The following is a 7711-nucleotide window of genomic DNA, read 5'->3' on the forward strand; positions in this document are numbered from 1 at the left end:
AAAGTAATAGAATAAATAAATAAAATAAATAAAAATCAATTAGTTTTTATCTAAATATTCTAAAATTGCATCTAATATTTTAGCTGCTCCACCAGAATACATATCTGCTGCAGGTAAGCCATATTTCTCTTCAAAGCTTTCTAAAGTCATGTCTTCATCAGCATTTCTTAAGTTGATGGATAATCCAACAACTTTAGTGGTAGGTACAACAGCTTCAATAGCCTTTACCTCATAATCGATGCCTCTTGGTTCACGATATGGGTGATTTGGTCTGTGACCTACAATAACTGCATCAGGATCTGCACCGATTAGGATACATGCAGACAATCCTCTTGGGTGAGGGTTTCCATCTTCAGTTAAGCTTGATTGTCCTTCGATAAAGATAATGTCAGGTTGGTCATTTTCCTCAACATACTTGATTGAACTTAAGATAGCTGAAGGAATGTCCATTGCAGATAAGCTTCCTGCTCTGAAGTTGAATGCTGTAGGCTGTTCCAATCCCATTTCATCAGTGGAAATGATTGAAGCTTTCATTCCTCTTTTCATAGCTTCGATTCCTAAGGATTTGGTAGTGGTTCTCTTACCACATTCCTGGGAAGTACCTCCAACAAAAATAACAGGTGCCTTTGCTTCATAAGAAATCTTAGGCAATACTTCACAGCATTTTTCAGGTGCTACACCGCAAATTTTACGTACAACATCCAATCTTGGACTAATCTCTTTTATGCAAACATCATTTTGTTCAGCAAGTTTTAATAAAGATTCATTTTCAGATAAAGATAAAGATCTAAATGAAACAACTGCATTCTTACCATTTGCCAATGCTTGAACTGCGTATTTGAGTGCAGTTCCTTCAGCTCCAATAGGCAACATGATTGCTACAGTATTTGCTTCAGTAGATTCAAATAAATCTGATAAGTTTGATGCCACTTCAAGACCACAGAAAGGTTTTCCTTGTTTTGCAGGGTTATCATCAAGGAATCCTACTGTTTCAATCCCTTCAAGGTTAGAGAACTTTTCTCCTCCACCTCCACATCCTACTATAATATAAGGATTTAATTCTTGAAGATCTTCAACAGAATTTATAGAATACAAGTAATCACTCCTCTTTTAAAAATTGTGTAATTTTGATAAAAATATAGTTAATGATAAATTGTTAAACATTGAACTTTCTTTAAATAAATTTATTAAATACTAATGCAATAAATAATACAATATCCAACATTATAGAATTTATCTTAGTATATGTATATATTTATTATTATTAATAAATATTAGCATAAAACTATTAAAATTAATATTTAGATTATTTTTCATTATGATAAAAAATTTTAATAAAATGAATTAATAATTATAAAATAGAAAAAAGATAAAATTATATGAAAAAATTTTAGAAAATCTGAAAAAATATTTAAATATGTGTTTATTGATAAGTTATCCTACATCTAGAAAATACAAAATAGATACTTAGTAACAACTATTAAAAATATAACATTTAGACTTAATAATTATCAATAGCTATTGCACAACTATGAAAATTAACAAAGGAGAGAATTAATATGAACACAGATGATCTTACAACTGGAAAAAGTGCAGAAATGAAGATGGATTGTCCAGTATGTGGAGGAAAAGGTACTGCAAATTACACTACTCAAACTCATGAACTTGCTTATTTTGGAGAGGTTGTTGAATCAACCATACAATGTGAAAAATGTGGATTCAGACATAATGACATTTTGGCAACTGAACAGAAAGACCCTGCCAAACATAGTTTGATAATTACCAAAAAATCTTTGGACTCAAGAGTGGTGAGATCCCAGTCAGCTACAGTTTCACTACCAGAAGTTGGAATCAAGGTTGAACCTGGTCCAAAGTCTGAAGGATACATCTCAAATGTTGAAGGTGTTATTGTAAGATTCATTGAAGCAACCGAAAGGGCACTTAACATGTTCACAGATGAGACATCTCAACAAAATGGAAAAATGGTCCTTGAAAACCTGCATAAGATTTTAGATGGTGAACTTGAAACTCTCTTGCTTATAGAAGATCCATTCGGACAAAGCAAAATCATGGATGTTCGTGCAAAGACTGAGCCCTTAACTGATGAGGAGGTTAAAAATCTAAAAACAGGTTTTACTGTAATTGATTAATTCATTTTAAGAATAGTGAAAAAATTTTAGAAAAATTGCATATCAGCACAAAAAAGTATAATAGTAAAAAATTTTAAAATTTAAAAAAACAGTAAAAATTGAATTTAAAATAAAAATAAAAAAATAAGAAAGATAGAAGATCTATTCTTCTATTTCTTCTTCATCTTCTTCTTGTTTTGTCATGGATAATGGAGTGAACTCATCTTCCTCTACGACATCTTTTAATTTGAGAGTCTTTTGAACATCCATAGCTAATGCATCACAATCTGCTTTAATAGCGTTTAAGTGTAATAAAATTCTTTCTTTTTCTTGGTTGATTCTTTTGATGTTAGTGTATGGATAGGTTGACTCTTTAAGCATTTCGTACTCAATGGTAGTGTATGGGTACTCATTGAGTTGTTCACAAACTTGCTTGAGAATGTCTCCTAAGAACTTGTTCATTTCTACTTTTACTCTTTCCCTGATCATTTTGTCATCATCAAGGTTTTGTTTCATTAAACGAACAACTTCTGCTTTAGCGAAAGGTAAGTATTCATCTTCCTCTTCTTCGATTTCAATATTTTCGATTTCTTCTTCAGCCATAATAACGACTCCACAATAAATCTTTTAAATTTTATTAATATATTACAACTGAATTATTAACTGGCTAATGCAATAATTAGTTCATAAAAATTTATCATAAGTATAAAAATTACAATAAAAATTTTAATATTAATAAAATTTATTTAAATTTTAATTAAATCATGAAAAGCAAGTGAAATATAAATTTAGACAAAAAATTATTTTTATTTTTTAATAAAAATTGATTTAAATTCTAAAAAATCCATTTGCTTATCTAGATGTAATAATATATTTGTTTAAAGGAATATATAAAGGTATCGCATTATTTTAATTTTATGATTATTCTTTCATATAGTTTACTCTATAACTATATGAATAATTATAGCGAAAGTCAATAATTTTGATAGCTTATAAAAATTGAAAAATCCCTTTTTTAAAATTATGAATTATGTGAAAAATATAAAAATTATCAATTGGAAAATCAATGAAAATTGTTGTAAAAAATAGAAATAGTATACACTACTAGAAACAATAATTAAAAAGTAGTGAAAAATTTTTGAAAATAAAAATAATACTAGAATAATAATAGGATAATAAAAATAATAAATAAAAAAAATAAAATTTAAAATTTTATTTTAAAAACCAATAATTTTAGTCAGCACAAGGATCAAGATTGAATGCATATCTGTATTCTTGGTTTACAATATTGGAACCTTCAAATCTTGCATCGATTATGCTTGAAATCTTTTCAAGGGAATCGAGTGAAAGCTCCTTTCCTTCTGATATTGGGAAGAAGAAAGTGATTACATCATCGGTTATAAGGTAATTCAATTCAAAATCTTCCTTTTCAAATTCGCCTTTAAATACTTCAGTGAGTTTTTCTTCTATATTCTTTTCGAGATTTGCCATAATTTCACCTCATATTAAAGTTATATTAACATTATACAATATTGCATATAAACTTTTCATCTATGCCATAAGCCGAAAGGGTTTTTAATCCATATCCAAACTAAAGTTCAAGCTGCTTGCCTGATGGGTTATTGAACCTAAGGAAATAATGTCAACATCCAATGGAGCATAATCCAATATATTATCTTCAGTTATTCCACCTGAAATCTCAATCAATACATGTTTTCTCAAATCCTTTTCATTTAAAGCATTTAAGGCATCTTGAGCTTCCTCTGGAGACATATTATCAAGCATTACAATGTCTGCACCATTTTCACAGGCAATGATTGCATCTTCGGTTGATTCAACTTCAATTTCAATCTTTTTGGAAAAGCTATTGTTTTCTTTAGCCAATTCAAGAGCTTTCTTGACTGAACCGACAACAGCAATATGATTGTCCTTAATCAATATCATGTCATCCAATGCAGATCTATGAGGATCTCCTCCACCAATTGCAATAGCTAGCTTATCAAACTTTTGAAGTGCAGGTGCAGTCTTACGGGTTCCTGCAACCCTTATTTTAGGATTCACATCATGAACCTTATTGACTATCCTATTTGTTATGCTAGCTACACCAGACATTCTCATAAGCAAATTAAGTGCAGTGCGCTCCAAAAGAAGAATCTTGCGGGCATTTCCTTCAAGCTCTAAAAGGATATTCCCTTTTGCAATTTCATCCCCATCCTTTTTGGAGGAGATGATTTCAATGCCATAGTCTGAAAACATTTCCTTTATGATCTCAATTCCTGCAAGGATTCCATCATCTTTAGTAATCAATTTAGCATAAAATATCTTATTTTCTGGAATTAATGCATTTGAAGTGATATCTCCAAATCCTTCATCTTCTCTAAGCATATATTTTATAATTTCATCCATTTTTACACCAAGATTATTGAAAACAATTATAAAAAATCAATATCCTTTATAATAATATATGTTTTAAACCATTAATATATATTATATATCAAATCAATATTTAATTCAATTTATATATTTAAATTAACAAAATATATTTATATAAAAGAATTTATTGAAAAATCAATGAAATTATTTACTATTGAAATTAAAGTGATTTTATGGAAATTACATTTTTAGGAACCTCCTCTGCAGTGCCTTCAAAATATAGAAACCATGCAGGAATAATTTTGAAATACTTTAAGGATACACTGCTCTTTGATTGTGGAGAAGGGACACAAAGACAATTGACTTATGCTAAGATAAGCCCTATGAAAATAGATAAGATATTCATAAGCCACTATCATGGAGACCATATCCTAGGCTTAGCCGGACTCATCCAATCAATGGGATTTAGAGGTAGAGAGGAAGACTTGGACGTCTATGGACCTAAGGGATTGGAAAAGATAATAGGTGTGATTTCCAACTATGGATTTTTCCAGATAAACTTCCAATTAAACATTCATGAAATCGATGAGGGAGTGGTTGTGGAAACAGATGAGTACATAATCAAATCCATTATTGCAGAGCATAACATTCCAAATATCGCTTATTCAATTTATGAAAAGAAAAAGCCTCGCTTCTTAAGGGAAAAGGCAATTGAGCTTGGAGTTCCAGTAGGCCCTGCCTTTGGAAAGCTTCACAGTGGCCAAGAAGTTGAAGTGGATGGGAAGATAATCAAGCCCGAACAGGTATTAGGACCTCCAAGAACTGGAAAGAAAGTCACTTACTCTGGAGATACAAGACCATGTGAAAAGCTGATTGAACTTGCTAAAGACAGTGACGTTCTTATTCATGAAGCAACTTACGAGGATGCCGACAAAGACAAGGCAATTGAAAATTGCCATTCCACATCAAAGGAAGCTGCAGAAATAGCTAAAGAGGCAAATGTCAAATTATTGGTCTTGACTCATATAAGCACAAGGTATACAAGTGATTTGAATATAAAGAATGAAGCTAAGGAAATATTTGAAAATACCCTTGTGGCTAATGACTTTACTGAAATTAACATTGGAAAAGACAAGACTTCCATAAATTTCAAGAACATATTAACAGTAAACAATGATTAAAAAGAATAGAAAACTAATCTAAACTATTATTAAAAAGAGCCGAAAAAAATTAAGGGAACAGGGGATAAAATGGATTTCACATCTCAAGTATTGGACGTTATGTTTCATCTTTTTAATTTAAGAAATATCATATACATTTTGCTGATTATAATAGGTGGGCTGATCTTCATCAGAATAGGGGATAAAATGCTCACTAAGCTAGAGCAAAAATTCGATTTGAATCTCACCGCCCATTATCTATTTAAGGACATAGTGAAATACACAGTGATTATTGTAGCCATTGCATGGATATTGCATGTTCTTGGAATCAACTTGGAAAGCATCATAATCAGTTTAGGTGTTGTAGGTATTGTAATAGGTTTTGCATCACAGGATATCGTTTCCAACTTCATTTCAGGAATCTTTGTTATAAGCGATAAAAAAATCAAAGTTGGCCAAGTAATAGAAGTAAATGGATTTAAGGGAACCATCAAGAAAGTCGGATTCAGAAATACGACTATGATAAATCAGGACAACTACGAAATAACAATCCCCAACTCTGTTTTATCAAAAAATATCTATAAGATGTATAAGCCAACTGAAGACCACAGGCTAAGAATCATTGCAACCTTGCCTCATGGAATGAATATTCCAGAATTCAAACAAGAGCTTGATAAGATCATGTATGAATACGATTGGGTAGTGAATGATAAAACTTCAATATTTTCAAAGGATTACACTGAATGGGGTCCTAAAGTTGAGGTAAGCTATTGGATTACAGACTATAAATACATAGACTGCGGTAAAGTGACAATCTTGGAAAATATCAATAGATTGATTGATGAATATAAAAGCAAGAAAAATCAAGATGAAGTATAAAAAATAATAATTATTTTTAATTAAAAAAATTAAAAAGATATAAAAAAATAACAATAGTTAATTTTTTTAAGCAAAAAGAATAAAGATAATATAATAACTAAAAATATTATACTAATCCCATTGTAAAGAGGGATAAAAATGAATGAATTACAGAAAGAAATTATTCAATTGAAAGAAGAAAAGAATGCGATTATACTCGCACATAACTACCAACCAAAAGAAATTCAGGAAATAGCTGATTTCCTTGGAGACTCTTTAGAATTATGTAATAAGGCTGCAGAAGTTGAAGATAGGGACATCATTGTCTTCTGCGGAGTGGACTTTATGGCAGAAACCGCATATATGCTAAACCCTGATAAAAAAGTTCTAATCCCAGACATTGATGCAGAATGCCCTATGGCACATATGCTTACTGGAGAGCAAGTCAGAGAAGCAAAAGCAAAATATCCTGATGCTGCAGTCTGCTTATATGTAAACAGTCTTGGTGAAGCAAAAGCGGAATCAGACATTCTCTGTACTTCTGGAAATGTCAAAAAAGTTGTAGCAAGCTTAGAAGAAGACACAATTCTCTTCGGACCAGATACCAATCTTGGAGAATTCGTACAGCCATTTACTGACAAAAAGATCATTCCTATCCCAGGTGACGGACACTGTTACGTTCACAAGCTATTCCACAAGGAAGATATTGAAGATGCAAGGAAAAAATATCCTGGTGTAGATATACTTATCCATCCAGAATCCAATAAGGAAGTTCAGGAAATGGCAGATTATGTCTTAAGTACTGGTGGAATGCTAGCTCATGTAATGGACAGCCCAAATAAGGAATTTGTCATAGGAACTGAAGTTGACATGATTACAAGACTTAAATCAGAGTGTCCAGACAAAACCTACTACCCATTGCTTGAAGGAGCTATTTGCAAAACCATGAAACTTCACACATTGGAAAAGGTAAGGGACTGCTTAATCAATGAGGAACCTAAAATTATTGTCCCTGATGACATAGCTGAAAGATCAACCAATGCTGTAGAAAGAATGCTAGAAGCATCTAAATAAAAATAGTAAAATAATCAATTAGATAAAAAGAAAATTTCTTTTTATCATTTTCTCTTTTTTTATAAAATCTAAAATTTTAATAAAAAATAAAATTTTAATAAAAAATAAAAATTAAAA

Annotated in this window: 8 protein-coding genes; 4 read left to right on the forward strand and 4 right to left on the reverse strand. The window is 30.8% G+C overall.

Going from position 1 to position 7711, the window contains the following annotated elements:
* Positions 1-39: 39 nt before the first annotated feature.
* A complete protein-coding gene (locus tag IJI80_RS00720; RefSeq protein WP_292786545.1) occupies positions 40-1095 on the reverse strand; it encodes a DUF1611 domain-containing protein in 1056 nt (351 codons plus the stop codon).
* Positions 1096-1559: 464 nt separating this feature from the next.
* Here IJI80_RS00720 and IJI80_RS00725 point away from each other — a divergent pair, with 464 nt between their 5' ends.
* On the forward strand, positions 1560-2150 hold the full coding sequence (locus tag IJI80_RS00725; protein WP_292786547.1) for a ZPR1 zinc finger domain-containing protein: 591 nt from the start codon (positions 1560-1562) through the stop codon (positions 2148-2150).
* Between the two features lie 141 nt (positions 2151-2291).
* Here IJI80_RS00725 and IJI80_RS00730 read toward each other — a convergent pair whose 3' ends face one another.
* From IJI80_RS00730 to nadC, 3 genes are all read right to left on the reverse strand, one after another.
* Entirely contained in the window at positions 2292-2732 is a 441-nt protein-coding gene (locus IJI80_RS00730; RefSeq protein ID WP_292786549.1) for a hypothetical protein, read from the reverse strand.
* 630 nt (positions 2733-3362) lie between these two features.
* The gene (locus IJI80_RS00735; RefSeq protein WP_292786552.1) at positions 3363-3620 is read right to left on the reverse strand and encodes a hypothetical protein; all 258 of its coding nucleotides are present in this window, start codon (positions 3618-3620) and stop codon (positions 3363-3365) included.
* Between the two features lie 84 nt (positions 3621-3704).
* Positions 3705-4535: a carboxylating nicotinate-nucleotide diphosphorylase gene (gene nadC / locus IJI80_RS00740; protein ID WP_292786553.1), complete on the reverse strand. Its 831-nt coding sequence runs from the start codon at positions 4533-4535 to the stop codon at positions 3705-3707.
* A gap of 200 nt (positions 4536-4735) precedes the next feature.
* On the opposite strand from nadC, the gene rnz reads away from it, so the two are divergent.
* From rnz to nadA, 3 genes are all read left to right on the forward strand, one after another.
* On the forward strand, positions 4736-5683 hold the full coding sequence (rnz, locus tag IJI80_RS00745) for a ribonuclease Z (protein ID WP_292786555.1): 948 nt from the start codon (positions 4736-4738) through the stop codon (positions 5681-5683).
* Positions 5684-5752: 69 nt separating this feature from the next.
* On the forward strand, positions 5753-6541 hold the full coding sequence (locus tag IJI80_RS00750; RefSeq protein ID WP_292786557.1) for a mechanosensitive ion channel domain-containing protein: 789 nt from the start codon (positions 5753-5755) through the stop codon (positions 6539-6541).
* 138 nt (positions 6542-6679) lie between these two features.
* Complete coding sequence (nadA, locus tag IJI80_RS00755) at positions 6680-7594, forward strand: quinolinate synthase NadA (protein ID WP_292786559.1); 915 nt, start codon at positions 6680-6682, stop codon at positions 7592-7594.
* Positions 7595-7711 lie beyond the last annotated feature (117 nt).

Source organism: Methanobrevibacter sp., from assembly GCF_017432245.1.
Lineage (GTDB): Archaea > Methanobacteriota > Methanobacteria > Methanobacteriales > Methanobacteriaceae > Methanobrevibacter.

What these genes read in the sequence shown, in the direction of transcription:
- IJI80_RS00725 (WP_292786547.1), top strand. Translation starts at nt 1,560, where the DNA reads ATGAACACAGATGATCTTACAACTGGAAAAAGTGCAGAAATGAAGATG.
- IJI80_RS00730 (WP_292786549.1), bottom strand. Translation starts at nt 2,732, where the DNA reads ATGGCTGAAGAAGAAATCGAAAATATTGAAATCGAAGAAGAGGAAGAT.
- nadC (WP_292786553.1), bottom strand. Translation starts at nt 4,535, where the DNA reads ATGGATGAAATTATAAAATATATGCTTAGAGAAGATGAAGGATTTGGA.
- nadA (WP_292786559.1), top strand. Translation starts at nt 6,680, where the DNA reads ATGAATGAATTACAGAAAGAAATTATTCAATTGAAAGAAGAAAAGAAT.
- IJI80_RS00735 (WP_292786552.1), bottom strand. Translation starts at nt 3,620, where the DNA reads ATGGCAAATCTCGAAAAGAATATAGAAGAAAAACTCACTGAAGTATTT.
- IJI80_RS00750 (WP_292786557.1), top strand. Translation starts at nt 5,753, where the DNA reads ATGGATTTCACATCTCAAGTATTGGACGTTATGTTTCATCTTTTTAAT.
- rnz (WP_292786555.1), top strand. Translation starts at nt 4,736, where the DNA reads ATGGAAATTACATTTTTAGGAACCTCCTCTGCAGTGCCTTCAAAATAT.